Here is a 24,350-nt window from a genome sequence, read left to right on the forward strand (position 1 = left end):
TTTGGGGGTGGGGAAGGCCCCCCCCCCCCCCCCCACGATGGCGGCGCTGAATAAATGTTCGTGGCTAAGGCGCGTTCGCCATCTCGATTGCCTCGCTCTAATGCGACGTCCATAGCTGCTCCCGTCCGCCCCGACCGGGCGAAAGCGGAGAAGACCATGGACCTGCCTGCGATTGACCCGCTGATTGGGATTGGCGTCGCCGTCTCGACCGCCATCACCGACGCGGTCTATGTGTTTTTCAACGCCGCCGTGTCGGAGCGTCGGCGCGTGGCCGCCGCGAGCTGGAGCAGCATCTGGTATCTGCTCTCGGCCTTCGCGGTGATCAGCTATACGTCGAACTGGGCCTATGTGGCCTTCGCGGCGGTGGGCGCCTGGGTCGGCGGCTTCTTGTCCATCACAGTGCTGAACCGCCTCGTGCCCGTGCGCAAACCTTAAGAATTGCGCGCAAAAAAAAACGCCGCTCGCGCGGCGCAGAGGAGTAAATTGTCCGCGCGCTTAATCGCGAAGGACCTGATTGCGATCCTGGATCAGCAGGGGCAGGCGCTTGGCGGAGGCGCTGGCGACGCTCATCTCCTGCTTGTCGCGCGCGAAACCGCGCGCCTTTTGCTCATGACTGACGTTGGTCGCGAGACCTAACGCCAGAAAGCCCACCCAAAACGCCAGGGGCACGAAGCGCGACTTCGAAAACGGCATCTGGGTCTCCCTTGATGTTCAGGGCGTTTCCAATTGGGACGATCGCAGCTTTCCCCAATGTGCGTCCAAGTAAAAGCGCCAGGAGCAAGCAACCTGATGGCGCCAGATCAAAACAGTTCTCCTCTCTGGCTGGCGTCTTCGCCTGCAGGCCTGCCAAAGGTGGCGCCAATGCTTACCTTGCCTGTGGACCTATGCGGCACGGTTGAAAGCGCATTAGCCTGCGCCCAGGGGAGATTGCAGCGATGACCTTCACGACCACGGATCGTCCAGCGCCCATCGTCAAGAGCGGGCATGTGCAACTGTCGATCATTCTGGCTGAGTCAGACAAGAACACTCTGCAGAACCAGATCTTCGATCAGATCCGCTCGATGATCCTCAACGGTCAGCTCAAGTGCGACGATCCGATGCCGACCACCCGCGAGCTGAGCAGCCAGCTTGGCGTCTCGCGCAACACGGCCGTGTTGGCCTATGAGCGGCTGATCGCGGAAGGCTATATCCGCACGAAGCCCTATGTGGGCACCTTCGTCTCGCCGGATCTGCCGGACACGGCGTTTCTGTCGGCCGATCAGCGCACGCCGCAGACGGAAGAGCAGGGGGCCGCGATTGAAGTTCCGGCGGCCTGCGGCGTGTTGCGCACCCATCGCCTCGCCGACCCGGAGCGCCGTCGTCTGGCCGCCGATTTCTGGGTGGGCCGGCCGGACGCGCGATCATTTCCACTCAAGGCCTGGTCGCACCACATCAAGAATCGGCTGAAGGCGGTCGGCGCCAATCTCACGAGCTATAACGATCCCGCCGGATTGATGGAGCTGCGGCGCGCGATCGCCAAACATCTTGCGCCGGCGCGCGGCGTCATCGCCGATCCGGAGCAGATCATCATCGTCGGCGGCTGCCAGGACGGCTTCAATCTGGTCGGGCGCCTGCTCGTGACCCCCGGGTCCACCGCCGTCGTCGAGTCGCCCTGCTATCAGGGCGCCGCCTTCGTGCTCGAAAGCCTTGGGGCGACGCTTTATCCCGTGCCCGTGGACCAGGACGGGCTCGACGTGTCGCGACTGCCGAAAACCAGGGGCGCCGTCGCCTATGTGACGCCGTCGCATCAATATCCGATCGGCGTGACCATGAGCCTGCAGCGGCGGCTCGAGCTTCTCGCCTGGGCGACGCAGTACGACGCCTATATTATGGAAGACGACTATGACAGCGACTTCCGTTTTATCGGTTCGCCGCTGACGGCGCTGAAGGGACTCGATCGCAACGAGCGCGTCATCTATCTCGGCACCTTTTCCAAGTGCATGGGACCCGGACTGCGGCTCGGCTATGTCGTGCTGCCCCGCCGTCTCGCCGAAGCCGGCCGGCGCATGAAAATGTTGATGAACAACGGCCAAAGCTGGCTGGAACAGGCGGCGATGGCGGATTTCATGTCGAGCGGCGAATTCGGGCGCCATTTGCGACGCATCCGCCAGCTCTATCGCGATCGGCGCGACGCGCTGCTGGGCGCGCTGCGGAATCATTTCGGAGCCTGCGAGATCTACGGCGACCAAGCCGGCATGCATCTCGTCTGGAAGCTGCCGGACGGTTTTCCGGACGCGGCCGAGGTGGAGAGGAGAGGCGTCGCCGCGGGCGTTGGCGTCTGTTCGCTGGCGACGGGCTCGGCGCTGCGCTTCGACGACATCAACGGCGGCGATCGGCTGCTGATGCTCGGCTTCGTCGCGCTCACCGAAAAAGAGATCGAGACCGGGATCGCCAGGCTGGCGCAGGCGCTGAAGGCGTAGCGCTTAACGCGCGCTTTAATACAGCGCGCGCCAACCCTCTCCCATCGGGAGAGGGTGGCTGCGGAGCAGCCGGGTGAGGGGTTTCCCCGCTCGAATTTTGGTTTCGCTGCGGTGGAGCCGTCGTGTCTATAGTTGCGAGATCGTAACCCTCACCCCGGTCCTTCGGGGACCGACCCTCTCCCTCTGGGAGAGGGTTTCGCGCGAGCCGAATCAATTCATGAACGATTTCAGCGCCCGCTCGCGTCTGCGCGCCATACCGTCCGGCGTCTGGGCGCTCGGGCTCGTGTCGCTGCTCATGGATTTTTCTTCCGAGATGATCCATGCGCTGCTGCCGATTTATCTCGTCGGCGCGATGGGCGCCTCGATGGCCGAAGTCGGCGTCATCGAAGGCGTCGCCGAGGCGACCGCCTCGGTCGTCAAGATCTTTTCTGGCGCGCTGTCGGACTGGTTTGGCCGCCGCAAGCAGCTGGCGATCATCGGCTATGGGCTTGCCGCGCTGACCAAGCCGATGTTTCCGCTTGCGCCGAATATCGCCTGGATCATGGCCGCCCGCTTCCTCGATCGAGTCGGCAAGGGCATACGCGGGGCGCCGCGCGACGCGCTTGTCGCCGATATCGCGCCGGCCTCCATTCGCGGCGCGGCCTTCGGGCTTCGCCAGTCGCTCGACACGATCGGCGCCTTTCTCGGGCCTGCTGTCGCGGTGGCCGCGATGTGGTTCTCGGCCAACAGCATCCCTTTCGTGTTCTGGATCGCGACGATTCCGGCGGCTCTCGCCGTTGTGGTCCTGGCGCTCGGCGTGCGCGAGCCGGAAGCCTCCCGCCCGCCGCGGCCGGCGCGTTTTCCGTTGCACATCGATGAAGTCCGCCGGCTCGGCGGCCCCTTCTGGATCGTTGTGGCGATCGGCGTCGTCTTCAGTTTGGCGCGTTTCTCGGAAGCTTTCCTCATTCTGAAGGCGCGCGACGTGGGATTGCCCGAGGCGCTCGCGCCGCTGGCGCTCGTCGCGATGAATGTCGTCTACGCCGGCGCCTCCTATCCCGTCGGCGCCTTCTCCGATCGCGGCGATCGGAAGACGCCCCTCATGGCGGGCCTTGTCGCGCTGATCGCCGCCGACGCCGTCTTGGCGGTCGCCGATCATATGCCGCTCGTTTGGCTGGGCGTGGCGCTTTGGGGCCTGCATATGGGCCTCACCCAAGGTCTGCTCGCCGCGCTTGTCGCCGACGTCGCGCCGGCGGCGTTACGCGGCTCGGCGTTTGGAGTGTTCAACTTGGCGAGCGGCGTCGCGCTGCTTGTCGCGAGCGCGGGCGCCGGAGCGCTCTGGGACGCGTTTGGTCCCCAGGCCGCCTTCTGGGCGGGCGCGCTTTGCGCGTCGCTGGCGCTCGCCGGATTCGCGGCGGGCGGCCGTCGGATCGGGCGGCCCCACAGGCCGGTTTGAGCCGGCGCGTTAAGAGCTTCACGGCGGAATTCAGGCCGGTTAACGGATGGCTAAGCATGTCGATTAAGCATTGAAAATGAACGATAAATTTTCGCAATTGCGCCATTGTTGATCATTCATTTCAACCCCGGCGGGGGCGCTGGCGTTTCGAACAACGCACCATTGAGGTTCTAATGAAAAAACGAGCTTTCGGCCTCGCCGTCGCGGCGTCCCTGGCCGCCCTGTCGGCCTCGGCCGCAGACCTGCCTTCCCGCAGGGAGCCGCCGCCGGTCTATCTTCCGCCGCCGCCAGTCTTCACCTGGACCGGATTCTACGTCGGCCTCAATCTCGGCGGCGGCTGGCTCGATCGATACGACGATGGACATTGGCTGGCGCCTTCGAGCCAGTCGAATACGGGCGGCGTCATCGGCGGCGCCCAGATCGGCTATAATTACCAAGTCACGCCGCTCTTCGTCGTCGGCCTCGAAACGGATTTTCAAGGATCGAGCGTCGGCGGCGGCAATCAAGGGTGGGGCGTGACGCGCAGCGTCGACTGGTTCGGCACGGTGCGCGGGCGGGCGGGCGTGTCGATGCTGAACGCGCAGCTGCTCCTTTACGGCACGGGCGGCTTCGCCTACGGCGACCTGAGTCTCAACTACGGATGGCTTGGCTCTCAGGCCCGCGCGGGAGCCGGTTGGACAGCGGGCGGCGGGATCGAATACGCTTTCCTGCCGAACTGGTCGGCGAAGGTCGAATATCTCTACACAAACATCGGCGCGAATTACGACCCGATCTACGTTGCGCCTTTCATCGTCGAAACCCAGCAGCGCGCGCATCTCAATACTGTTCGCGCCGGCGTCAACTACCGGTTCAACTGGATGCTTGCGCCTCCCGGACCGGCCATGGCGAACTACTGAATCCAAATGCTATGAACGCGCGTGGCAAGAGCCCCGAAGACGGGGCTTTTGCGTTTTGCGGCGCGCCTGTTTGATCGCTTTTGGTTGCGGCGCCGCAACAATTGAATTATCTGCTTGGAAGCGTTCCGAGAAAGAAATCGGCCGCAGCGAGAGGGTTCTACATGGCCGACGCCGACACAGACAGGCTCGCCGCGCGGCGGCCGCTGTCGCCGCATCTGACGGTTTTCAAGCCCATCCTGACGATGACGATGTCGATCGCGCATCGAATCACCGGCGCGGGGCTTTACGTCGGCATGGCGCTTCTGGCGCTGTTTCTGCTCGGCGCCGCGGTCGGCGGCGGCGCATTCTCCGCCGTGTCCTGGATCGCGTCAGGCTTTATCGGCAATCTGCTTGTGCTGATGGTGGTTTGGGCGATTTTTCATCATCTGCTCGGCGGCGTGCGTCACGCGCTCTGGGATCGCGGCCTTTACATGGACGCGAAGGGGCGGGAACTGCTGGCGCAGGGGACGCTCGCCGGCGGCATCCTGCTGACGCTGCTCGTCTTCATCTTCAAGACGCTGGCGAACTGAGCGGAGCGAACTCATGACGGTTGCGACTAGATTCAAGAGCGGTCGAACCGGACTCGGCGACGCCTATGTCTCCGACCATAGCGGTTCGCCCCATGCGCGCTTCATGCGGCTGACGTCTTATGCGCTGGTCCCGCTTGGGATGTTGAGCGCCTGGTGGATTCTCGGACTTGCCGGCAAGTCGCTCGAAGGCGTGCGCGCCGAGATCGGCAGACCGATTCCCGCGCTAGTGCTTCTTGCGTTTGGCGTCGTCGGCATGATCCATGCGCGACGCGGCATGGACGACATCATCGAAGATTACGTGCATGACAAAGTGTTGAAGGCGCAGGCGACCGTCGCCAACACTTGGGCGTCGCGCGTCATCGCAGCGATCTGGGTCCTCGCGATCCTCCTCATCGCCGCGCCGAAGTAGTCGGGCGATGCGATCGACGGACGTCGACGTGACAGGCGAGAGCAGGAAGCAGCGCGACATCGCTGCTTTGATCTCAATGATCCCGTCTTGTAACGACGCAGCTACGCCGCGCGCGGCGCAATTGAGATTCGAGAAGGCTTAATCGATGATTGCAAAGGGTCCTGCATCAAATGTGTCGGTGGGCGGTCGGGCCTATGCGATCGTCGATCACACCTTTGACGTCGTCGTCGTCGGCGCAGGCGGTTCGGGACTTCGCGCCGTCGTCGGCTGCGCCGAGGCGGGACTGAACGTCGCCTGCGTCACCAAGGTCTTTCCAACCCGCTCGCACACCGTGGCGGCGCAGGGCGGCATCGCCGCCGCGCTCGGCAACATGGGGCCGGACAATTGGAAATGGCACATGTACGACACCGTCAAGGGCTCCGACTGGCTCGGCGACCAGGACGCCATCGAATATATGTGCCGCAACGCCCCGCCCGCCGTTTATGAGCTGGAGCATTGGGGCGTCCCCTTCTCGCGCACGAGCGAAGGAACGATCTACCAGCGTCCGTTCGGCGGGATGACGACGGATTTCGGCAAGGGCCCGCCGGCGCAGCGCACATGCGCGGCCGCCGATCGCACCGGCCACGCGATGCTCCATACGATGTACGGACAGGCGCTGAAGCTCGACACGAAGTTCTTCGTCGAATTTTTCGCGCTCGATCTCATCCTGGATCAGGACGGCGCCTGCCGGGGCGTCGTGTGCCTGAAGATCGATGACGGCACGATTCATCGTTTTCGCGCCGCGCTCACCGTGCTCGCGACCGGCGGCTATGGCCGGGCCTATTTGTCAGCAACATCGGCGCACACCTGCACCGGCGACGGCAACGCCATGGTGCTGCGCGCGGGGCTCCCGCTGCAGGACATGGAGTTCGTGCAGTTTCATCCGACGGGCATCTATGGCGCGGGCTGCCTGATTACCGAAGGCGCGCGCGGCGAGGGCGGCTATCTGACGAACAGCGAAGGCGAGCGCTTCATGGAGCGCTACGCGCCCTCGGTGAAGGATCTCGCGCCGCGCGACATGGTCTCGCGCGCGATCACGATGGAGGTGCGCGAGGGTAGGGGCGTCGGCAAGGAGAGGGATCACGCCTATCTGCATCTCGAGCATCTCGATCCGGCGATCCTGCATGAGCGCCTGCCGGGCATTTCCGAAAGCTCGATGGTTTTCGCCGGCGTCGACGTCACGCGCCAGCCGATTCCGATCATACCGACCGCGCATTACAACATGGGCGGCATACCGACGAATTTTCACGGCGAGGCGCTGCGCAAGCGTAACGGCAATCCCGACGAGGTGGTTCCGGGCCTGATGGCGCTCGGCGAAGGGGCCTGCGTCTCGGTGCATGGCGCCAATCGGCTGGGGTCCAACTCGCTTATTGATCTCGTCGTCTTTGGGCGCGCCGCGGCGCTGCGCGCCGCCGAGCTCATCAAGCCGAACGATACGCAGCCGGAACTCCCTGCGGGTTCGGCCGATCTCGCGCTATCGCGGCTCGATTTTTTCCGCAACGCCAATGGCTCCGCGCCCACCGCGGTCTTGCGCGACAGGATGCAGCGCACGATGCAATCGCACTGCGCCGTTTATCGCACCGGCGAGGTCCTCGCCGAAGGCGTCGAACAGATCAACGCCGTCTGGCGTGACGGCGCCGACGTCAAGATCACCGATCGCTCGCTGATCTGGAACTCCGATCTCATCGAGACGCTGGAATACGACAATCTCATCGTGCAGGCGGTCACGACGATGGAAAGCGCCGCCAACCGCACGGAATCGCGCGGCGCGCATGCGCGCGAGGATTTCCCGAACCGCGACGACAAGAACTGGATGAAGCATACGCTCGCGACGATCGATCGCGAGAGGAAGACCACCTCAATCGATTATCGCCCGGTGCACAGCTACACGATGACGAACGAGGTGGCTTACGTAGAGCCAAAGGCGCGGGTGTATTAAGATGGTCGAATTCACCCTTCCCAAGAACTCTGTCGTCGCCGAAGGCAAAACCTGGCCCAGGCCCGAAGGGGCCGAGCGCCTGCGCGAATTGCGCATCTATCGATGGGACCCTGACGACGGCGCCAATCCGCGCCTCGACACCTATTTCATCGACGCCGACGACTGCGGACCGATGGTTCTCGACGCGCTGATCTGGATCAAGAACAAGATCGATCCGACTTTGACTTTTCGTCGCTCCTGCCGCGAGGGCATTTGCGGCTCCTGTTCGATGAATATCGGCGGTCTGAACACGCTCGCCTGCACCAAGGGCATGGATGAGATCGACGGCGCGATCAAAATCTATCCGCTGCCGCATATGGCGGTGGTGAAGGATTTGGTGCCGGATCTGACGATCTTCTATGAGCAATACGCGGCGATCCAGCCCTGGCTGCGCGGCGGACCCGCCCCCGAGAAGGAGCGGCTGCAATCGCCGGAGCAGCGCGCCAAGCTCGACGGGCTCTACGAATGCATCCTGTGCGCCTGCTGCTCGACCGCCTGTCCGAGCTATTGGTGGAACGCCGATCGTTTCCTGGGCCCGGCGGCGCTGCTGCAGGCGTTCCGTTGGGTGCAAGACTCTCGCGATGAAGCGACGACGGATCGCGTCTCCTATGTGGACGACGTCTTCCGCCTCTACCGCTGCCATACGATCATGAATTGCACAAAGGTTTGTCCCAAGGGCCTGTCGCCGGCGAAGGCGATCGCGGAGCTGAAAAACATGGCGATCGCCCAGGACGAGGCGGAGTCGCGCTGAGCGCCGTCGCCATGCCTTGATCCCGCCGCGCCGCCGGTTTAGGACGGAACAAACGTCTTCGGAGATCTGCGCCATGTCGACCCGCGCTCGTCGTAGTTGCGCCTCGCTTCTCATCGCCGCCTATCTGATCGCCGGCGGCCCTCTAGGCGCCTTGGCGCAGCAGCTTCAAGCCGATCCCGGAGCGCTCGACGCTTCCGGCTCTGTAACGACCCAACCGAAAGCCAAGAGAGCGAAGGCGCAGCAATCCCCGCGCGCCAACGCCGGCGCCAGCGCCGGCCAGCAGCAGCAGCAGGGAGGCGCCGGCAATCGCCAGTTCGGCGAGCTGGAAGGATGGTCGCCGGGCAAGGCGCCGCCCGGTGGAAAGCAGAAGGAAGAAGAGAAGTCGAGCCAGCCAAAGGGCGGATTGCCCATTGGCGTATCGCCCTCGGGGAATATGTCCGTCGGCCTCCCCTTCTAAAAATCTCAGCGCCGGGATCGCCGGCTGGAGTTGATCATGGCGTATAAGGTCGCGGTCGTCGGCGCTACGGGCAACGTAGGCCGCGAGATGCTCGATATTCTCGCTGAGCGCCGCTTCCCGGTTTCGGAAGTCGTCGCGCTGGCGTCATCGCGCTCGATCGGCACGGAAGTCTCCTTCGGCGACAGGACGCTGAAGTGCAAGGCGCTCGACTCCTACGATTTCTCCGACGTCGACATCTGTCTCATGTCGGCGGGCGGCTCCGTCGCGAAGGAATGGGCGCCCAGGATCGGCGCGCAGGGCTGCGTCGTCATCGACAATTCTTCGGCCTGGCGCATGGACCCCGACGTGCCCTTGGTTGTCCCGGAGGTGAACGCCGGCGCCGCGGCGGGATTTTCCAAAAAGAACATCATCGCCAATCCGAACTGCTCGACGGCGCAGCTCGTTGTCGCGCTGAAGCCTTTGCACGACGCAGCGACGATCAAGCGCGTCGTCGTCTCGACCTATCAGTCGGTCTCCGGCGCGGGCAAGGAGGGCATGGACGAACTCTTCGCGCAGACCCGTTCGGTGTTCGTCGCCAACCCCGTCGAAGCGAAGAAATTTCCCAAGCGCATCGCCTTCAATCTGATTCCGCAGATCGACGTCTTCATGGAGGACGGCTTCACCAAGGAAGAGTGGAAGATGGTCGCGGAGACAAAGAAGATTCTCGACCCCAAGATCAAGCTTGTCGCCACCTGCGTGCGCGTGCCGGTGTTCATCGGCCATTCGGAGGCGGTGAACATCGAATTCGAAAAGCCGATCTCGGCGGACGAGGCGCGTAATATTTTGCGCGCGGCGCCCGGCGTGCTGGTGATCGACAAGCACGAAGCCGGGGGCTACATCACGCCGCATGAAGCGGCCGGCGAGGACGCCACCTATGTCTCGCGCATCCGTACCGACCCGACCGTCGATAACGGGCTCGTTCTATGGTGCGTTTCCGACAATCTGCGCAAGGGCGCGGCGCTCAATGCCATTCAGATCGCCGAAGTCCTGCTGAACCGCAAGCTGCTCGCGCCAAAGAAAAAGGCGGCCTAGCCTCAAGAGGCGATCACCGCCGCCAAATAGCCTGCGTAGACGGCGAGCAGCGCTACGCCGCGCCACGGACGGTAGACGCCGCTGCGCGGCGGATAAACCAGCGCGAGCGCGATCAAGCCGGCGATGAGAGCCGGCGCCGCCTCCAATTCGGATGTTTGGATCGGCGCAATCGCGCTGGCCACCCCGATGATGAACAGCCCGTTGAAGATATTGCTCCCGAGCAGGGCGCCAAAGCCGACGTCGTCTTGTCGGCGAATGCGCGCCATCAGCGCGGTGGCGAGTTCGGGCGTCGAGGTGCCCACCGCGACCAGAGTCGCGCCGACGATGAAATCGCTCAGCCCAAATCGCCTGGCGATTTCACTTGCGCCAAAGACAATGAGACTTCCGGCGGCAATCAGTAGTCCGAGTCCGATGGAGGTCTCGACAAGAGCGCGCATGAAGCCTGAAGACGTCTCCTGCAGCGCCGGGGCTAAGCGCCGTTCCTCGAGCGCCCCCAGTGTGACTCTCACGAACCACAGCGCGAAACCGCCCAAGAGGATTGCGGCGTCCAGACGAGACAGTGATCCATCGATCAGCATGACGCTGAGCGCCACAGGCGCCGCAACGGCGACGGCGAAATTCCGCGTCACCTCGGCGCGGATTATGGCGAGCGGCCCGAACAGCAACGCGACGCCGAAGATCAGCGCCAAATTGGCGACATTGCTGCCGAGCGCGTCGCCCAAGGAGATTTCCGGCTCTCCCGCCAGCGCCGACTGGATGGCGACGGTCAGCTCCGGGCTTGATGTGGCGAAAGCGGCGACGGTCGCGGCGATGACGCTCGGCGCAACGCGGGCGGCGCAGGCGATCCCGACTGTGCCGCGCACGAACAGCTCGCCGCCGCCCGTGGCGCAGAGCAGACCCAGCGCCAGCGCCAGATAGGGGATCGCGGTCGAAATCGAATCCGCCGACGGCAACGGCTTATTTGTTGATCTTGAACAGCGTCGGATCCGGCACTTTCGCCTGATCGATATTAAAGACCGAGATCAAGGTCTCATAGCCTTGCGGGTCCTTCACCTGCCACTGCTTCAATTTGAAGGTCTTGGGGTCGAAGATCAAACGCACGTGCGACGTGCCGCCAAAGGTCGCCTTGTCCTCGATGGCGATGGTGACGCCGGAATCATCGATCTTCACGTCCTCGAGGGTGACGTCCTTTTCGAGGTCGATCTTGTCCTTCATCAGGAATTTGAGCGGCGTCTGGGTGATGAAGTAGAGATCCTGCGTGTTGAGCTTGCGGTCGCGCACCGCGACCTGGGCGCCATCGGCGACGACCTCCATCGTCGCCGGCTGGGCATATTCGAAGCGCACGCGTCCGGCGCGCTGAACGTGTAGCCTGCCTTCCGAACGTTTGCCGTCGCCGCCGATCTGCACAAAATCGGCCGTCATCACCGGCGAGGCGTTGAAAAAGGCGTTGGCGCGCTTGACCGCCTCAGCGCGGGTGAGCGGCTTCTCCGGCTCCGGCGCGGGCGCAGGCGCGATCGTGGCGGCGGCAGAGGCCGGCCCCTGCGCGGCTGGCTTGGCGCTCTTCTTCCCGGCTGATGGGGGGGCTGCAGGCTTCGCCTCGCCGGGCTTGGCGGGCGCGGGCTTGGCGGGCGCGGGCTTGACGGTCATGGGATTGACCGTCACGGGCTTGGCGTCGACGCTCTTCTCGTCCTCAGGCTTGACCTCAGCCGATTTGGACCTTGCTTCCGCGGGATTCGCTCCGGCGGGCTTCGTCTCCGCTGCTTTGCTCTCAACGGGCGCCGCAACGCTTTCCTGCGACGGCTGCGGGGTGCGCGCGATAGTCGCAGCGGCGGCCGGGACGGCGAATGAAAGCGCGGCGAGCAGGGCGGCAAAGTGAACGTATGTCACGGTGGGTTCCGATTCTGGGAAGGTGTCGCCGTCTTCCTAGCATAAGTTGGCGGAATTGGGGGCGAAGCCTTACTCCGCCGCCTCGATGTCGAAGGCGCCGCGATCGACGCCGCCGCCGACGAGAATTTCGCGCTTTCCTGCGTGGTTAGGCGCGGAGACGACGCCTTCCTGCTCCATGCGTTCGACGAGCGAAGCGGCTTTGTTGTAGCCGACCGAGAGGCGGCGCTGGATGTAGCTCGTCGAGCACTTCTTGTCGCGCAGCACGATATTGACGGCACGGTCGTAAAGGTCGCCGCCTTCCTCGGCGTCCATCGAGCCGGGTAGGGGCGCTTCGCCGTCTTCGCCAACATCGTCCTCGGCGGTGATCGCGTCGAGATATTGCGGCGCGCCTTGCGTCTTCACATGGGCGACGATGTCTTCAACTTCGCGGTCGGACACGAAAGGCCCATGCACGCGCGAAATGCGGCCGCCGCCGGCCATGTAGAGCATGTCGCCTTGGCCGAGCAGCTGCTCGGCGCCCTGTTCGCCCAGAATCGTGCGGCTGTCGATCTTGGAGGTCACCTGGAAGGAGATGCGCGTCGGGAAATTCGCCTTGATCGTGCCGGTGATGACATCGACGGAGGGGCGTTGCGTCGCCATGATCAGATGGATGCCGGCGGCGCGCGCCATCTGCGCCAGTCTCTGGATCGCGCCCTCGATGTCCTTCCCGGCGACGAGCATGAGATCCGCCATCTCGTCGACGATCACGACGATATAAGGCAGCGTGGAGAGCGTCATCTCCTCATGCTCGAAGATCGCCTCGCCGGTCTCGCGGTCGAAACCGGTCTGCACCGTGCGGGTGATCGTCTCGCCTTTGGCCTGCGCGTCGGCGACGCGGGCGTTGTAGCCGTCGATGTTGCGCACGCCGAGCTTCGACATTTTCTTGTAGCGATCCTCCATCTCGCGCACCGCCCATTTGAGCGCCACGACCGCCTTTTTCGGGTCGGTGACGACGGGCGTCAGCAGATGCGGAATGTTGTCGTAGACAGAGAGCTCCAGCATCTTCGGGTCGACCATGATGAGCCGGCACTCTTCGGGCTTCAGCCGATAAAGCAGCGACAGGATCATGGTGTTGATCGCGACCGACTTGCCGGAGCCGGTGGTGCCGGCGACCAAAAGATGTGGCATTCGGGCGAGATCGACGATCACCGGCTCGCCGCCGATCGTCTTGCCCAGCGCGATGGCGAGCTTGTGGTTGGAGCGGACGAAATCCTCGCAGGCGATGAGTTCGCGCAGATAGACCATCTCGCGACGCTGGTTCGGCAGTTCGATGCCGATGGCGTTGCGCCCTGACACGACGGCGACGCGGGCGGAGATGGCGGACATCGAGCGGGCGATGTCGTCGGCGAGGCCGATGACCCGTGAACTCTTGATGCCGGGCGCGGGCTCCAGTTCATAGAGCGTGACCACGGGCCCGGGGCGGACATTGATGATGTCGCCCTTGACGGAAAAATCCTCGAGCACGCCCTCGAGCAGACGCGCGTTGTGCTCGAGCGCCTCCTGCGGGAGCTTGACGCCGCTCGGCTGTTTCTTCGGCTCGGCAAGAAGGACAAGGGGCGGCGTTTCGTAGCGCGTATTGAAGCGGGGCTGCGCGGCGCGGGCGGGCGCACGCGTCCTGCGGGGCGCAGGGGGAGCGGCCGCGGGTTCAAAGGGCGCCTCGTCGAGATCTTGGGGTCCCGGCGACGCGAAGGCAGGGTAAAGATCCAGGTCCTCGAAGGTCGGCTCGACGCGCGGATAGCGCGGCGGCGGCGGCCGGTCCGTCGTCGCGGTGCGGCGCCTGAGCCTCCCGGCGGCGCGCAGCATCCAGGCTTTCGACGCCAGTCCAAGATGAATGAGCGCGCCGAGCGAGATCAACGCGACGCCAGGCTCGCCGCCGGCGTCGTCGTCATCATCGGCGCCCGGACGAATCTTCGCGTCATCTTCAGAGGACCGGCTGCGCATATCCGCTTCGGACTCGAAGCCCAGCCCGGCTGCGCCGGTCACGGCGAGGATCGCGACGAGAGCGGCGCCGACGCCGAAGAGCGCGGTCAGGACGCCCGAGCCGGCAAAGATCAACCGCGGAACAGTAAGGATGGCGTCGCCGGCGACGCCGCCGAGGCCGGTGGGCAACGGCCAGCGCTCGGTCGCGGGCAGAAGCGACGCGGTCGCGGCGGTTGCGAAAACGCCGAGGACACAAAGTCCGACGCGCAGCATCACGCGGCCGATCCGGCGACGTCGCATGAGACGCACTCCCTGGGTCGCGATCGGCACGATGGCGGCGATGGCGCCGAAGCCGACGAGTTGCATCAACAGATCGGAGACGATCGCGCCCGGTCCGCCGAGCAGATTGCGGACGTGGCCCGAGGTCGCGTGGTTGAGCGAAGGATCGCGGGCGGACCAGCTGACGAGCGCCAGTGTGAGCGCGCCGGCGCCCACGAGCAAGGCGGCGCCCAGGATTTCCGCCAGCCTGCGCGCCGCAAACTCGCGAAGCTGCTCGGTAAAATGGCCCCTTGCATGGCTACGCATATGAGGAGAAGCCTCGCTTGATCGCAGCGCCGCCAACGGCGCGCGGATGCGGGCAGCGTAAAAAATCTCGGTTAAGGTGCGCTTAAGCCCGGTTCTCCGGGTTCTTGCCGCCCGCCGCGACTGTCTGATTGAGCTCGGCGCCATAAATGAAGATCGCCGCCAGCATCTGAAGAAAAACGATGGCGATCACGATGGAGGCGAGGCCGGCGTAGGTCGAAACATAGCTGCCGGCGAATCTCGCGAGATAGGCGCCAAAGCCGGCGCCGAGCGCGAGCGACGCGATCAGCGTCAGCGCGATGCCCGGCCCGATGAAGGTCAGGTCCCGCCGTTCCGCGGGCAAAAATTTATGAGCCGCATACAGGGCAATGGCCAGCAGGGCGGTGGTGACGCCATAGCGCACCGGCGCGTAAAGCGGCTGAAGATCTTGAACAATAGCGGGAATGTAGCGTTCGGCGATCGCGTGCGCCAGAGGCCCCAGCACGAGCAGGATGGCGACGGCGAGGAGCGCGGCCGCGCCGAGAAAGACGTAAAGAATCGATTCGAGGCGCGTCAGCCACCAGGAGCGCTTGTCCTTGACGTCATAGGCGCGGTTCAGGGCGACCCGCAACGCTTCCACGCCGGTCGAGGCGAAATATATGGCGAAGATTGCGCCCAGCGTCAGCAGCCCGCCGCGCGGCTGCGTCAGCACATTGCCAATCTCCCGGGCAATCGGACCGGCGACATTCGGGGGCCAGGTGTCGAAGAGCAGCTCTCTCGCCGCGTCCGCTTCCTGACCCAAGCCGAAAAAGCCGGCGAGCGCCGTCAGAAAGATGAGGAACGGAAACAGCGAAGTGAGGATTGCGAGCGCGATATAGCTCGTGACCGCCCAACCGTCGTCGCGGTCAAACTTGAGATAGGCGTGATAAAAAATTCGAAAAAGCTTTCGCATGCCAGCCCATGATAGCGTGCCGACCGGGAATGGCGATGGCGCAGGGGAGTAAATCCGTCGATGAGAAGCTTTCGTTTACCGCGCGCCGCCGCCATCAGCGCGGCTTTTGTCGTTCTGGCGCATTCGACGAGCTGGGCGCTCGCGAAGGACTGCGACGGTCGCGGCTCTCAGACTGACCTCAATCTGTGCGCGGGAGAGAGTTTCAAACAGGCCGACGCGAAACTCAACGCCGTCTACGCCAAGTTGCTGAAAAAGATCAGCGCGGCGGGGCAGTCAAAATTACGGGAGGCGCAAAAATCCTGGATCGCCTACCGGGATGCGCAATGCGCCTTTGAGACTCTGGGGACGATCGACGGCAGCATCCACAGCATGGTCGTGGCGCAATGTCTCACGGATGTGACCGAGCAGCAGACGAAGAGGTTGCAGCATCAGCTCACCTGCGAAGAAGGCGACGTCTCCTGCGGCGGTCAGTAGCGCGCTGTTCACGGGCGTTCGACCGGCGCTACTCGCGCTGAAAATGCTCATAGACGAGCCGCGCCGTCGTCTTGTTGACGCCGGGGACCTTCTCGAGGTCTGAAAGCGCGGCTTTCGAGACAGCCTTCGCCGACCCGAACGCCAGGAGCAGCGCGCGTTTGCGCGATGGTCCGACGCCGGCGATCTCGTCGAGCGGATTCTTGGTGAATTCCTTCTTGCGCCGTGCGCGATGCGTTCCGATCGCGAAACGATGCGCTTCGTCGCGCAGGCGCTGCACAAAGTAGAGCGCCGGATCGTGCGGCGGCAGGCGAAACGGCTCGCGACCTTCGACGAAGAATGTTTCGCGCCCGGCGTTGCGGTCGGCGCCCTTGGCGATCGACGCGATCGCCACCCCTTCGACTCCGAGTTCGCGCAAGACGTTGCGCGCCACGTCGAATTGGCCGCGTCCGCCGTCGATCAAAATGAGATCGGGCTTCGCCGGAAAAGCATCGCACTCCTGGTCCTTTTCGCCTTCCTTGGCGAGCCGCGCAAACCGTCGCGTCAGCACCTCGCGCATCATGCCGAAGTCGTCCCCCGGCGTGATCTCCGCGCTTCTGATGTTGAAGGTGCGGTAGTGGGCTTTCATGAATCCTGCAGGGCCCGCGACGATCATCGCGCCGATCGCCTGCGCGCCGCCGATGTGGGAATTGTCGTAGACCTCGATACGCCGCGGCGCCGAGCCGAGACCGAAGGCCTGGCCGAGCGCCGCGAGCAGGCGCTGCTGGCTTGCGTCCTCGGCGAGCTTGCGCCCGAGCGCCTGCCGCGCGTTCTGAAGCGCGTGGTTCACGAGTTCGCGCTTCTCGCCGCGCTGCGGCGCGAGCACTTCGACGCGGCGGCCAAGCCGCACGGTTAAGGCTTCTTCAAGCAGCGCGCCGTCCTCGATCGGATGGGAGAGAAAGACGCAGCGCGCCGAAGGGTGCTCCTGATAGAACTGCGCAAGAAAGGCGTCGAGGACTTCGGATTCGGACAGCGTCGCGTCGGCGCGGGGGAAGTAGGAGCGATTGCCCCAGTTCTGATAGGCGCGAAAGAAGAACGCTTCGACGCAGAAGCGTCCGGCGTCCTTGGCGATGGCGAAGACGTCGGCTTCTTCAACGCTGCGCGGATTGATCCCCTGTGCGCCTTGAACCGCCGAGAGCGCCGAGATGCGGTCGCGCAGTCGCGCCGCGCGCTCAAACTCGAGTCGCTCGGAGGCTTCGGTCATTTCGCGCGCCAGCTGTTCGCGGACGTTGCGACTTTTGCCAGAGAGGAAATCCCGCGCCTCTCGCACGAGCTCGGCGTAATCTTCCGTGGAGATTTCGCCGGTGCACGGGCCCGAACAGCGTTTGATCTGATAGAGCAGGCATGGACGCGTGCGATTGTCATAGAAGCTCTGCGTGCAGGACCGCAGAAGAAAGGCGCGCTCCAGCGCATTCAGCGCCCGATTGACCGCCCAGACGCTGGCGAAGGGACCAAAATAGTCTCCTTTTCGCGCGCGGGCGCCCCGGTGCTTCAGGATCTGCGGCGCAGTGTGATCCATGGCGATCAGAATATAAGGGAAGGACTTGTCGTCGCGCATCAGCACGTTGAAGCGCGGCTTCATCTGCTTGATGAGATTGGCTTCCAAGAGCAGCGCGTCGGTTTCGGTCTCGACCGAGATGAACACCATCGTCGTCGTCGCCGAGATCATCCGCGCAATGCGGTTCACATGACCTGCGAGGCGCGTATAGCTCGCGACGCGCTTGCGCACGTTTTTCGCCTTGCCGACGTAGAGCACCTCGCCACTTTCGGCGATCATGCGATAGACGCCGGGCCCGTTCGGCGCGTGCCGCCAATGCTTCTTGATGACGTCGACGCCGCGCTTGACGCTTTCGGGCGTCTCGGGCGCCTCGGCTCCCGTATCGCACGGCTCCGCCTCTGCCTCGGCCGTGGCGTCGGGCGCGTCAAAAACGTCGTCTTCTTCAGGGGGAAGATCGCGCGGATTTGCGTGAGCAGTCATTCACCTAGATCTATTCGCCGCCGGCCGCGATGGAAAGAGTCGCTGGACGCGACCGCCCGGACCAAAGAGCTGTGTAGAACCTCGACCCGCCGCGCATTTCCCCGGCGCGCCGCCTTGCGCCCGCCTGACCGTCTGGCCACAGTCCCGCAAAGCTTGGGCTGCGACGATCAGGGGACGGCATGCAGGCGGCGAGGATCACCGTTGGCGCGGTCCTGTTTCCGGCGCTGGCGCTGGGGCTGGCCGGCGTTTTTCTATTTGGCGAGCGCTGGATCTCGCAAATTCCGGCGTCCATCGATTTCGTTCCGCCGACTCTCGCAGCGGTATTGTTGATCGGGGCCGTCTTCGCCGCCTTGCAGCACGCCGAAATTCTCGGCGCCAAGACCGGCGAACCCTATGGGACGCTTGTGCTCACCATCGCCGTGACAATTATCGAAGTCGCGATCATGGCCTCGATGATCGAACATGGCGACGAGGATCCGACCGAAGCGCGCGAGGCGGTTTTCTCCGCAATCATCATCGTTTGCAACGGCCTTGTCGGCCTCTGCCTTCTGCTCGGCGGCTTACGTCACCACGAGCAGGAAATCCAGCCGATGGCGACGAGCGCCTATCTGGCCATCCTCATCGCGCTTTCCGTTCTTACGCTCATTCTGCCCGATTATACGACGTCGAGCTACGGACCCACCCTGTCGTCAACTCAGCTCATTTTCGTCAGCATTCTTTCGGTGCTGCTCTACAGCGCGTTTCTCTTCATTCAGACGGTGCGGCATCGATCCTACTTTATCGACGTGCATGTCGCCGCCGTGGGCCATGGCGAGGCGAAGCCTTCGCGCGCGGTGGCGATATTCGCAGTTGTGGGACTGGGCGCCAGCCTGCTTGGCGTCTCGCTTCTCGCGGAGCGCGTCATACCCGGTCTTGAAGAGGCGCTTCGCAGGGGAGGCGTCGACGACGTGAACCGGGTGACCGGCGCGGCCGTGGCGATGCTGGTCCTGCTCCCCGAATCGCTGAACTCGATCCGCGCGGCGACGCGCAACGCGCTTCAGACAAGCCTCAACGGCGCGCTCGGTTCTGTCGTCGCGACGATCGGGCTCACCGTTCCCGCCGTGGCGCTGCTGAGCGTCGCGACGAACCGGGAGATCGTCTTCGGTCTCGAAAAACGCGACACCGTCTTGCTGCTGCTGACATTGCTGCTGAGCGTTGTAAGCTTCGGCGCCGGGCGCACGAATCTCATGACCGGGCTGGTGCATCTCGTCGTTTTCGCGACATATATTTTTCTTTTGTTCGTGCCCTGATCTTCACGCGTGGAGCGCCAATGAACGACGACAATCCGATCTTGTATTACGCGCCGCGCACGCGCGCCTCTAGCGTGCTGACCCTGCTTGAGGAACTCGACGTTCCCTACGAGCTGCGCGTGTTGAATTTCCAGCTTGGCGAACAACGCAAGCCGGAATATCTCGCCGTCAATCCGCTCGGCAAAGTGCCGGCCATCCTTCACAAGGGCGCGCTCGTGACCGAGCTTGGCGCGATTTTCATCTATCTTGCCGACGCATTTCCGCAGAAAGGTCTCGCGCCAGCTATTGGCGACGCCTTACGCGGGCCTTATCTGCGCTGGCTCGTGTTCTACGGATCGGCGTTCGAGCCTGCGATCGTCGATCGTTCGATGAACCGCGAGCCGGCGCCTGCAAGCAGAAGTCCCTACGGCGATTTCGATGGCGTCATGGCGCTGATTAACGCGCAATTGACGCAAGGCCCCTATCTGTTCGGCGAGCGCTTCACCGCCGCCGACATTTTGTGGGGAGCTGCCTTGCGGTGGACAGTCGGTTTTGGCCTTGTTCCCGAAAGCGAGCACATCTCCGCCTATGTCGAGCGCGTGACGTCGCGTCCATGCTTTGCGCGCGTCGCGCAGACCGACGAAGTGCTGCTCAAGATTCATGAAGCGGCGGCGGCGGGCAAATGAGGCGTCTTCCCTCTCCCATCGGGAGAGGGTGGCCCGGCCAAAGGGCGTCTGTATAGACGGCCGTCGTAAACGAGGGGCTTTTGGCCGGGTCGGGGGAGGGGGAGCGCGGATCCATATGCTCAATACTCCTCATCCGTCGCGCTTCGCGCGCCACCTTCTCCCAAGGGGAGAAGGATTCGCGCACGACTTTTGCGCTCTCGAACTTCACCAATCGATCGGCGTTTCACCGTGTGCGATCAGGTAATCGTTCGCCTTCGAGAAATGCTTGCAGCCAAAAAAACCATTGTTGGCCGAAAGCGGCGAGGGATGCGCGCATTCGAGCACAAGATGTTTGCGCCGATCGATTCTCGCGCCCTTGCGCCGGGCGTAAGCGCCCCACAGCATGAAGACGACGGCTTCGCGTTCGCGCGATAGCGCATGAATGGCGGCGTCGGTGAATTGCTCCCAGCCCTTGTTCTGGTGTGAGCCGGCGGCGTTCTCGCGCACGGTGAGCGTGGCGTTGAGGAGCAGCACGCCTTGTCGCGCCCAACGCGAGAGATCGGGATCGCGCGAAACCGGTCGGCCGAGATCGGCTTGGATTTCCTTGAAGATATTTTGCAGCGAGGGCGGCGGCGGCGTAGTCGCGCCGACGGCGAAGCAAAGGCCGCAGGCCTGCCCGGCGCCGTGATAGGGGTCTTGCCCGAGAATGACGACTTTCACCTTGTGGAACGGACATTCGTCGAAGGCGCGAAAAATCTGCGACGCCGGCGGATAGATCCGGCCTGCGACATATTCGCCGCGAACAAATTCCCGCAGCGCGCGGAAATAGGGCTGGTCGAATTCCGCAGCGAGATGTTTGCGCCAGCTTTCTTCGAGGCGGACGGGTTTGGTCATATTGAAGGGCCGGTCGTATCGAATTTATTCCGAATGTGCGTAGTCGAGCCGGCTATGGCGTCCAAAATATCGTCGACGGCGTGGAGGAATTCGCGAGCCATTAAAAAACGCGGACCGCCGATTTCTCGATCGCATGGCGCAGGCGAGGATGCAGGCCGTCCCGAGTGGTCAAATCCACCGCGGTCTTCAACTCATCATCGAGAAAAAGTTTAATGCCGACAAGATCAAATGCGTTGAATCGGCTGGCGGGATCATAGTCGATGAAAAGATCGAGATCGCTGTCCGCCGCCGCTTCATCGCGTGCGGCGGAGCCAAAGAGGAACAACGATGTCGCGCCGCGAGCCTTGATGGCCGGCGCGTATTCCTGCAGTCGCGTGATGGCTTCGACACGTTTCATAAAGGCAGTCTAATCGAAAAGCGCGCGTTTGCTCAATCCTGCAGCGGGCCCCAGGCGGGATCGCTCGCATAGCCTGGCGTCGGCACCTGAGTCTCCGAACGCCCGAAAACGTCGACCATGTAGATTTTTGGTCCGCCGCCGCCGGAGGAGTCGCGAAAGAACATCAGGAAGAGACCGTTGGGCGCCCAGGTCGGCCCTTCATTGTGAAAGCCCTCGGTAAGAATGCGCTCGCCCGAGCCATCAATCTTCATGACGCCGATCGCGAAATTGCCGCCGTTCTGCTTGGTGAAGGCGATGTAATCGCCCTTCGGCGACCAGACGGGAGTCGAATAGCGGCCGCCGCCGAATGAAATGCGCTTCGCCTCACCGCCATGCGCGCCCATGACATATATCTGCTGCGAACCGCCGCGATCGCTCTCGAAGACGATGCGCGCGCCGTCGGGCGAATAGGAGGGCGCGGTGTCGATGGCGCCGGTGTCGGTCAGACGCATCGTCGTGCGCGAGCGCAGATCCATCGTATAAAGATTGGTCGTCGAGCCCTGCGCCAGCGACATGATGATCTTCTGTCCGTCGGGCGAGAACCGCGGCGAGAAGGTCATGCCCGGAAAATTGCCGACCACTTCGCGCTGGCTGTTCTCAATATTCATCAACAGGACTTTGGGGTCGCCGTCGGCGCCAAACGACATGTAGGTGACGTCGAGCGAATTGGGCGAAAATCGCGGCGTGACGACGAGTTCGTCGCCGCGCGTCAAATAGCGCACATTCGCGCCGTCCTGATCCATCATGGCGAGGCGCTTGCGGCGCCTCTCCTTGGAGCCGGTTTCGTCGACGAAGACGACCCGCGTGTCGAAAAATCCCTTCTCGCCGGTGATGCGGGAAAAAACCGCGTCGGAGAGGAGATGCGCGACGCGCCGCATATTGGCGGCCTCGGTGACATATTGCTGGCCCGCGACTTGTTCGCCCGTGGTCACGTCGAAGAGTCGGAACTCCGTTTTCAGCCTGCCGTCGCCGGCGCGTTGGGAACGACCCGTGAGGACAAATTGCGCGTTCACCGCCTTGAAAGCGGCCAGATGCGGCGCGGCGTCCGGCGGCGCGGCGTTCGCGGGCAGGGCGCCCGGGTCGATCGGATTCAAGAACACCGAGCGTTTGAAGTTATTGAGCGTCACCGAGGTCACGGTGCGCGCGGCGTCGTCGCCGACGAAAGGCGCGACGGCGATATTGACCGGCTGAAAGCCGCCGCCCTTGAGATCGATGATGCGTCCGGCGCGCGCCAGAGAAGCGGGAAGGAAAGGGGCGAGCGCGGCGCCGGCGATGAGGCCGGCGGCGGCGCGGCGGGTGATGCAGAGTGTCATAGGCGATATCTTTCAAGCATCGGCGTGAAGAAAGCGTAGCGCTTTGCCGCGATGGACGAGGTTGTTGGATGCGGCGTTTCAGCCCCCTCCCTGTCCCTCCCCCGCTTCGCTTCGCTTGCGGGAGAGGGGACGCTCACGATCGGCGTTTGCGCGAGGCCGATGAAGCACAGTGTTTGCTCCCTCTCCCGCGAGAGCGGGGGAGGGCTGGGGAGGGGGTGAAGCCTTTCGCCACGAGCGAACCAGTTCACTAATTCGCGTCCTGGAAGCGAATGGTGACGTCGTGTAGCGCCTCTTCATAATAGGGCAGGAACTCGGGTGGAATGCGCATCGGGCTGCAGCGGCGCACCGCCTGCATCGCTTGCTCGCCGCGGGCGTGTTCGGTCGGGCTCGCAGAGGCGTTCAGCAGTTTCGGACGCCCTTCAAGTTCGCCTTCGCGCGAAAGATGGAACTCGACGATCGGCGTATAGCTCTGCCCGCCGAGCGACAATCCAGACGCCCAGCAGGGATAGTAGTGGTCGTGGATATAGGCGGCGATGCGCGCCTCCATCGAAGCCGACATGCTGGCGGCCGCTCCCGTTGGCGCGCCGAGCGCCGCCGCCTGCGTCGCTCGGCCGGTCGCGGCCTTGCGTTGCGGCGCTTCGCGGCTCAGCAATTTCGAGATGCTCGCGGCGTCGAATTTCGACTTCGGCGCATTCTCCTCGCCTGACTTCGGCTTCGACTCCTTGACGGCCTTTTCGGCGAGTTCGCCGATCGATGTCTCGGGCTCAGGCTTGTCTTGCTGCTTCTTGCTATCGAGGAGCTTCGCCACCTCGTCGATCTTAAGCCGCTCTTTCGGTTTCTCCGTCGCAGCCGCGTCCTTTGCCGCGTTGTCCGGCTTCGTGCGGGCGGGCGGCTTTGGCTTCACGACTTCGGCTTCTTCAGGGTCTTTCTGCTCGGGCTCTTTTTTATCGGGTTCCGGGGCGGCGGCTTTAGGCTTTGCCGCCGGTTTCGGTTCTGGCTGCTTTTCGACGGGCTTTGGCGGCGGCTCCGGCTTGGGCGGCAGCGCGGCGACTCGCTTGGGCGGCGTCGGCGGCGCATCGTCGGCGGTCGGCTGCGGCAGCGGACGCGCTATGGGGGGCGGCGTCGCAATGTCCTTCTTGGCCTGTGCGAGCGGCGGCTCGGGCTTCGTCTCAGCTTCGGGCGCGACCTTGTCGACGCGCGGCGTGGGCTTGATCGCGCGCGCGGTCTTCTCGCCCTTCATGATCTGCGTGAGTTCGCTGTCGGTGACGAGGTCGACCGGAACCATCTCCACCGCGTCATCGAATTTCTTGGCGTCGGAAAACAGGACGAACGCCGCCAGAAGCAATCCCGCGTGGATTGCCGAGGAGAGAGGAAAACCGGGTTCGGAGCGCGAAATTTTCACTTCCGCTCAGCTCACTTCTTCTCCTGCTCCGTCACCAGCGCGACCTTCTTGTAGCCGGCGCTTATGACAAGCGACATCACTTCGGCGACGCGGCCGTAGTTGACCGCCTTGGAGCCGCGCACATAGATGCGTTCGTCAAATCCCTGCTTCACGGTATCCTTCAGCCTGTCGAGCAGCTGCGTCGTTTCGACCGGCTGATCCATCAGGAAGACCTGTCCCTTCTCGTCGATGGCGATAGAGACCGGCTTCTGATCGATGTTGAGCGCGCCGGCCTTGGTCTGCGGAAGATCGACGGCGACGCCGGTAGCGAGCAGCGGCGCCGCCACCATGAAGATGATGAGCAGCACCAACATGACGTCGATGAACGGCGTCATGTTGATTTCGGCCATGGCGCCGTAGCGCGGCACGCCGCGCCGTCGCCTGCCGCCCTTGCGTCCCGGGGTCGAGAGGGAAGCGCCCATGCT

Annotated in this window: 24 protein-coding genes; 13 read left to right on the forward strand and 11 right to left on the reverse strand. The window is 63.8% G+C overall.

Annotation, left to right across the window (positions count from 1 at the left end):
- Nucleotides 1-156: 156 nt before the first annotated feature.
- On the forward strand, nucleotides 157-435 hold the full coding sequence (locus IYW40_RS18480) for a hypothetical protein (RefSeq protein ID WP_196401718.1): 279 nt from the start codon (nucleotides 157-159) through the stop codon (nucleotides 433-435).
- A 60-nt stretch (nucleotides 436-495) separates the two neighbouring features.
- On the opposite strand, the gene IYW40_RS18485 is transcribed toward IYW40_RS18480, so the two are convergent.
- Nucleotides 496-693 carry a hypothetical protein gene (locus IYW40_RS18485; protein WP_175094906.1) on the reverse strand — a complete coding sequence of 66 codons (198 nt, stop codon included), beginning with the start codon at nucleotides 691-693 and terminating at the stop codon, nucleotides 496-498.
- A 242-nt stretch (nucleotides 694-935) separates the two neighbouring features.
- Between IYW40_RS18485 and IYW40_RS18490 the strand changes: the two genes are divergently transcribed.
- The 9 genes from IYW40_RS18490 to IYW40_RS18530 all read left to right on the forward strand — a co-directional run bounded on the left by IYW40_RS18490 (nucleotide 936) and on the right by IYW40_RS18530 (nucleotide 10,061).
- On the forward strand, nucleotides 936-2,459 hold the full coding sequence (locus IYW40_RS18490) for a PLP-dependent aminotransferase family protein (protein WP_196401719.1): 1,524 nt from the start codon (nucleotides 936-938) through the stop codon (nucleotides 2,457-2,459).
- Nucleotides 2,460-2,676: 217 nt separating this feature from the next.
- Nucleotides 2,677-3,891 (forward strand): MFS transporter, encoded by a 1,215-nt coding sequence (locus IYW40_RS18495; RefSeq protein ID WP_196401720.1) that lies wholly within the window; start codon nucleotides 2,677-2,679, stop codon nucleotides 3,889-3,891.
- Nucleotides 3,892-4,064: 173 nt separating this feature from the next.
- Nucleotides 4,065-4,787 carry an outer membrane beta-barrel protein gene (locus IYW40_RS18500; RefSeq protein ID WP_196401721.1) on the forward strand — a complete coding sequence of 241 codons (723 nt, stop codon included), beginning with the start codon at nucleotides 4,065-4,067 and terminating at the stop codon, nucleotides 4,785-4,787.
- A 161-nt stretch (nucleotides 4,788-4,948) separates the two neighbouring features.
- Entirely contained in the window at nucleotides 4,949-5,356 is a 408-nt protein-coding gene (sdhC, locus tag IYW40_RS18505) for a succinate dehydrogenase, cytochrome b556 subunit (protein ID WP_196401722.1), read from the forward strand.
- A gap of 13 nt (nucleotides 5,357-5,369) precedes the next feature.
- Nucleotides 5,370-5,765 (forward strand): succinate dehydrogenase, hydrophobic membrane anchor protein, encoded by a 396-nt coding sequence (gene sdhD, locus IYW40_RS18510; RefSeq protein ID WP_196401723.1) that lies wholly within the window; start codon nucleotides 5,370-5,372, stop codon nucleotides 5,763-5,765.
- Between the two features lie 145 nt (nucleotides 5,766-5,910).
- On the forward strand, nucleotides 5,911-7,743 hold the full coding sequence (sdhA, locus tag IYW40_RS18515) for a succinate dehydrogenase flavoprotein subunit (RefSeq protein WP_196401724.1): 1,833 nt from the start codon (nucleotides 5,911-5,913) through the stop codon (nucleotides 7,741-7,743).
- 1 nt (nucleotide 7,744) lies between these two features.
- A complete protein-coding gene (locus IYW40_RS18520; protein ID WP_210327362.1) occupies nucleotides 7,745-8,533 on the forward strand; it encodes a succinate dehydrogenase iron-sulfur subunit in 789 nt (262 codons plus the stop codon).
- 73 nt (nucleotides 8,534-8,606) lie between these two features.
- Entirely contained in the window at nucleotides 8,607-8,990 is a 384-nt protein-coding gene (locus tag IYW40_RS18525; protein WP_196401725.1) for a hypothetical protein, read from the forward strand.
- Between the two features lie 36 nt (nucleotides 8,991-9,026).
- Nucleotides 9,027-10,061: an aspartate-semialdehyde dehydrogenase gene (locus tag IYW40_RS18530; RefSeq protein ID WP_175094914.1), complete on the forward strand. Its 1,035-nt coding sequence runs from the start codon at nucleotides 9,027-9,029 to the stop codon at nucleotides 10,059-10,061.
- A gap of 2 nt (nucleotides 10,062-10,063) precedes the next feature.
- Here the strand turns inward: IYW40_RS18530 and IYW40_RS18535 are convergent, their stop codons facing one another.
- The 4 genes from IYW40_RS18535 to IYW40_RS18550 all read right to left on the reverse strand — a co-directional run bounded on the left by IYW40_RS18535 (nucleotide 10,064) and on the right by IYW40_RS18550 (nucleotide 15,420).
- The gene (locus IYW40_RS18535; protein ID WP_210327364.1) at nucleotides 10,064-11,014 is read right to left on the reverse strand and encodes a sodium:calcium antiporter; all 951 of its coding nucleotides are present in this window, start codon (nucleotides 11,012-11,014) and stop codon (nucleotides 10,064-10,066) included.
- A gap of 4 nt (nucleotides 11,015-11,018) precedes the next feature.
- The gene (locus tag IYW40_RS18540) at nucleotides 11,019-11,948 is read right to left on the reverse strand and encodes an outer-membrane lipoprotein carrier protein LolA (protein WP_196401726.1); all 930 of its coding nucleotides are present in this window, start codon (nucleotides 11,946-11,948) and stop codon (nucleotides 11,019-11,021) included.
- Nucleotides 11,949-12,017: 69 nt separating this feature from the next.
- Nucleotides 12,018-14,492, reverse strand: coding sequence for a DNA translocase FtsK (locus tag IYW40_RS18545; protein ID WP_196401727.1), 2,475 nt, complete (start codon nucleotides 14,490-14,492; stop codon nucleotides 12,018-12,020).
- Between the two features lie 82 nt (nucleotides 14,493-14,574).
- The gene (locus tag IYW40_RS18550) at nucleotides 14,575-15,420 is read right to left on the reverse strand and encodes a YihY/virulence factor BrkB family protein (protein ID WP_196401728.1); all 846 of its coding nucleotides are present in this window, start codon (nucleotides 15,418-15,420) and stop codon (nucleotides 14,575-14,577) included.
- Nucleotides 15,421-15,480: 60 nt separating this feature from the next.
- Between IYW40_RS18550 and IYW40_RS18555 the strand changes: the two genes are divergently transcribed.
- The gene (locus tag IYW40_RS18555; protein ID WP_196401729.1) at nucleotides 15,481-15,894 is read left to right on the forward strand and encodes a lysozyme inhibitor LprI family protein; all 414 of its coding nucleotides are present in this window, start codon (nucleotides 15,481-15,483) and stop codon (nucleotides 15,892-15,894) included.
- 28 nt (nucleotides 15,895-15,922) lie between these two features.
- On the opposite strand, the gene uvrC is transcribed toward IYW40_RS18555, so the two are convergent.
- A complete protein-coding gene (gene uvrC / locus IYW40_RS18560; RefSeq protein ID WP_196401730.1) occupies nucleotides 15,923-17,908 on the reverse strand; it encodes an excinuclease ABC subunit UvrC in 1,986 nt (661 codons plus the stop codon).
- A gap of 179 nt (nucleotides 17,909-18,087) precedes the next feature.
- Between uvrC and IYW40_RS18565 the strand changes: the two genes are divergently transcribed.
- Both IYW40_RS18565 and IYW40_RS18570 read left to right on the forward strand, forming a co-directional pair.
- Complete coding sequence (locus tag IYW40_RS18565) at nucleotides 18,088-19,197, forward strand: ionic transporter (RefSeq protein WP_196401731.1); 1,110 nt, start codon at nucleotides 18,088-18,090, stop codon at nucleotides 19,195-19,197.
- Between the two features lie 20 nt (nucleotides 19,198-19,217).
- Nucleotides 19,218-19,862, forward strand: coding sequence for a glutathione S-transferase family protein (locus IYW40_RS18570; protein WP_196401732.1), 645 nt, complete (start codon nucleotides 19,218-19,220; stop codon nucleotides 19,860-19,862).
- Between the two features lie 204 nt (nucleotides 19,863-20,066).
- Here the strand turns inward: IYW40_RS18570 and ung are convergent, their stop codons facing one another.
- From ung to IYW40_RS18595, 5 genes are all read right to left on the reverse strand, one after another.
- Entirely contained in the window at nucleotides 20,067-20,735 is a 669-nt protein-coding gene (ung, locus tag IYW40_RS18575; RefSeq protein WP_196401733.1) for a uracil-DNA glycosylase, read from the reverse strand.
- 100 nt (nucleotides 20,736-20,835) lie between these two features.
- On the reverse strand, nucleotides 20,836-21,132 hold the full coding sequence (locus IYW40_RS18580; protein ID WP_196401734.1) for a nucleotidyltransferase domain-containing protein: 297 nt from the start codon (nucleotides 21,130-21,132) through the stop codon (nucleotides 20,836-20,838).
- A gap of 32 nt (nucleotides 21,133-21,164) precedes the next feature.
- The gene (tolB, locus tag IYW40_RS18585; protein ID WP_196401735.1) at nucleotides 21,165-22,484 is read right to left on the reverse strand and encodes a Tol-Pal system beta propeller repeat protein TolB; all 1,320 of its coding nucleotides are present in this window, start codon (nucleotides 22,482-22,484) and stop codon (nucleotides 21,165-21,167) included.
- A gap of 247 nt (nucleotides 22,485-22,731) precedes the next feature.
- Nucleotides 22,732-23,886, reverse strand: a complete 1,155-nt coding sequence (locus tag IYW40_RS18590; protein ID WP_196401736.1) for a cell envelope biogenesis protein TolA — start codon at nucleotides 23,884-23,886, stop codon at nucleotides 22,732-22,734.
- 11 nt (nucleotides 23,887-23,897) lie between these two features.
- On the reverse strand, nucleotides 23,898-24,347 hold the full coding sequence (locus IYW40_RS18595) for a biopolymer transporter ExbD (RefSeq protein ID WP_014892715.1): 450 nt from the start codon (nucleotides 24,345-24,347) through the stop codon (nucleotides 23,898-23,900).
- Between the last annotated feature and the right edge of the window lie 3 nt (nucleotides 24,348-24,350).

Origin of the sequence: Methylocystis sp. H4A, assembly GCF_015709545.1 — a bacterium.
GTDB classification, from domain to species: domain Bacteria; phylum Pseudomonadota; class Alphaproteobacteria; order Rhizobiales; family Beijerinckiaceae; genus Methylocystis; species Methylocystis silviterrae.

What these genes read in the sequence shown, in the direction of transcription:
- IYW40_RS18580 (WP_196401734.1), bottom strand. Translation starts at nt 21,132, where the DNA reads ATGAAACGTGTCGAAGCCATCACGCGACTGCAGGAATACGCGCCGGCC.
- IYW40_RS18570 (WP_196401732.1), top strand. Translation starts at nt 19,218, where the DNA reads ATGAACGACGACAATCCGATCTTGTATTACGCGCCGCGCACGCGCGCC.
- sdhC (WP_196401722.1), top strand. Translation starts at nt 4,949, where the DNA reads ATGGCCGACGCCGACACAGACAGGCTCGCCGCGCGGCGGCCGCTGTCG.
- IYW40_RS18530 (WP_175094914.1), top strand. Translation starts at nt 9,027, where the DNA reads ATGGCGTATAAGGTCGCGGTCGTCGGCGCTACGGGCAACGTAGGCCGC.
- IYW40_RS18545 (WP_196401727.1), bottom strand. Translation starts at nt 14,492, where the DNA reads ATGCGTAGCCATGCAAGGGGCCATTTTACCGAGCAGCTTCGCGAGTTT.
- IYW40_RS18525 (WP_196401725.1), top strand. Translation starts at nt 8,607, where the DNA reads ATGTCGACCCGCGCTCGTCGTAGTTGCGCCTCGCTTCTCATCGCCGCC.
- IYW40_RS18485 (WP_175094906.1), bottom strand. Translation starts at nt 693, where the DNA reads ATGCCGTTTTCGAAGTCGCGCTTCGTGCCCCTGGCGTTTTGGGTGGGC.
- uvrC (WP_196401730.1), bottom strand. Translation starts at nt 17,908, where the DNA reads ATGACTGCTCACGCAAATCCGCGCGATCTTCCCCCTGAAGAAGACGAC.
- IYW40_RS18555 (WP_196401729.1), top strand. Translation starts at nt 15,481, where the DNA reads ATGAGAAGCTTTCGTTTACCGCGCGCCGCCGCCATCAGCGCGGCTTTT.
- sdhD (WP_196401723.1), top strand. Translation starts at nt 5,370, where the DNA reads ATGACGGTTGCGACTAGATTCAAGAGCGGTCGAACCGGACTCGGCGAC.
- IYW40_RS18490 (WP_196401719.1), top strand. Translation starts at nt 936, where the DNA reads ATGACCTTCACGACCACGGATCGTCCAGCGCCCATCGTCAAGAGCGGG.
- ung (WP_196401733.1), bottom strand. Translation starts at nt 20,735, where the DNA reads ATGACCAAACCCGTCCGCCTCGAAGAAAGCTGGCGCAAACATCTCGCT.
- IYW40_RS18500 (WP_196401721.1), top strand. Translation starts at nt 4,065, where the DNA reads ATGAAAAAACGAGCTTTCGGCCTCGCCGTCGCGGCGTCCCTGGCCGCC.
- sdhA (WP_196401724.1), top strand. Translation starts at nt 5,911, where the DNA reads ATGATTGCAAAGGGTCCTGCATCAAATGTGTCGGTGGGCGGTCGGGCC.
- IYW40_RS18495 (WP_196401720.1), top strand. Translation starts at nt 2,677, where the DNA reads ATGAACGATTTCAGCGCCCGCTCGCGTCTGCGCGCCATACCGTCCGGC.
- tolB (WP_196401735.1), bottom strand. Translation starts at nt 22,484, where the DNA reads ATGACACTCTGCATCACCCGCCGCGCCGCCGCCGGCCTCATCGCCGGC.
- IYW40_RS18550 (WP_196401728.1), bottom strand. Translation starts at nt 15,420, where the DNA reads ATGCGAAAGCTTTTTCGAATTTTTTATCACGCCTATCTCAAGTTTGAC.
- IYW40_RS18480 (WP_196401718.1), top strand. Translation starts at nt 157, where the DNA reads ATGGACCTGCCTGCGATTGACCCGCTGATTGGGATTGGCGTCGCCGTC.
- IYW40_RS18565 (WP_196401731.1), top strand. Translation starts at nt 18,088, where the DNA reads ATGCAGGCGGCGAGGATCACCGTTGGCGCGGTCCTGTTTCCGGCGCTG.
- IYW40_RS18595 (WP_014892715.1), bottom strand. Translation starts at nt 24,347, where the DNA reads ATGGGCGCTTCCCTCTCGACCCCGGGACGCAAGGGCGGCAGGCGACGG.
- IYW40_RS18520 (WP_210327362.1), top strand. Translation starts at nt 7,745, where the DNA reads ATGGTCGAATTCACCCTTCCCAAGAACTCTGTCGTCGCCGAAGGCAAA.